The organism is Synechococcus sp. CCY9201, assembly GCF_034931105.1.
Lineage (GTDB): Bacteria > Cyanobacteriota > Cyanobacteriia > PCC-6307 > Cyanobiaceae > CBW1002.
The window spans coordinates 1-1,222 of record NZ_JAYGIC010000153.1 but is presented as its reverse complement, the minus strand read 5'-3'; the positions used below and the strand labels follow the sequence as shown (position 1 = coordinate 1,222).

At 70.5% G+C, this 1,222-nt stretch carries 1 protein-coding gene and 1 pseudogene; one reads left to right on the top strand and one right to left on the bottom strand.

The features are described from left to right. Positions 1-882 (bottom strand): SPFH domain-containing protein (locus VB716_RS14565; RefSeq protein ID WP_323270862.1); only part of this gene is annotated, 882 nt, incomplete at its 3' end. 123 nt (positions 883-1,005) lie between these two features. On the opposite strand from VB716_RS14565, the pseudogene VB716_RS14560 reads away from it, so the two are divergent. Further along, positions 1,006-1,222, top strand: a pseudogene (locus VB716_RS14560) (arginine biosynthesis bifunctional protein ArgJ); the annotation flags it as partial.

Here is a 1,222-nt window from a genome sequence, read left to right as displayed (position 1 = left end):
GGCTGCCGCCGTTCCAGCCAGCCGTTGGGCCATCGCCAGGCCGATACCCATCCCCACCCCGGCCGCCGCCTCGCCGCCGGGATTGGCCGCCGCCTTTTCCATGGCGATGCCGGCCTGATAGGTGGTGAAGGCCTGCAGGTCGCCGCTGAGGGCGATCTGGTTGCGGCGATCGAGGGCCGCCTCCACTTCCGGCGGCAGCGACAGGTTCTCGATCAGCAGGCTGGTGAAGGCCAGTCCGTAGCCCTCCACCTCCTGCGCCAGCCGTTGGCCCAGCTCGCCAGCCAGTTCGTCGTAGTTGGCCGCCAGCTCCAGCACGGGGTGCTCGCTCTCGCCCAGCAGGTCGGCCAGGCGGGTCACGATCAGGTTGCGCAGCTGCTCGCTGATCCCCTCGATGTTGAAGTGCGGTTGGCTGCCGGTCACTTCGCGCATCAGCTGGGCCGGATCCCGCACCTGCAGGGCGTAGGTGCCGAATCCCCGCAGCCGCACCGGCCCCAGCTCCCGGTCGCGCACCAGCACCGGGTGGCGGGTGCCCCATTTGAGGTTGGTGAACTGGCGGGTGGCGACGAACACCACCTCCGCCTTGAACGGGCTCTCGAACCCGTAGGGCAGGGAGAGCAGGCTGGTGAGGAAGGGAAGGTTGCGGGTCTCCAGCACATAGCGGCCCGGCCCGAAACCATCGGCGATGCGCCCCTCGTTCACGAACACGGCCCACTGGCCTGGGCGCACCGTGAGCTGGGCGCCCATCTTGATGGCGTTGCCCTGGCGCGGAAACCGCCACACCAGGGTGGCTCCGGCATCGGCATCGGGGCCCTCAGACTCCCCCTGCTCGGGCCATTCGATGACGTCGATGAACTCGCTGCGCACCTTCTCCCAGATCGCCATCGGCGTCGTGCTGCGGCCTTGAACGCAGGCTAGGGGGGTTGCCAGCGTCCGTCAGGGCAGGATTGGCCCAGGCGTTTCCAAGCCGCGTGGTTGGCCGCCTGCCGTTTCCGCCGCCGCCGTTCCATGTCCGCCGGTTCCCTCTCCGCCCTCTGGCATCCGATCACCGGCGGCGTCACGGCGCCGGCCGGGTTCCTGGCCGCGGCGGTCACGGCCGGCCTGAAGCCCTCGGGCAACCCGGATCTTTGCCTGGTGCTGGCCCCGGAGGGGGCCATCTGCGCCGGCACCTTCACCACCTCGCTGGTGCGCGCCGCCTGCGTTGGCCTCTGCGCCGAGCGGCTGG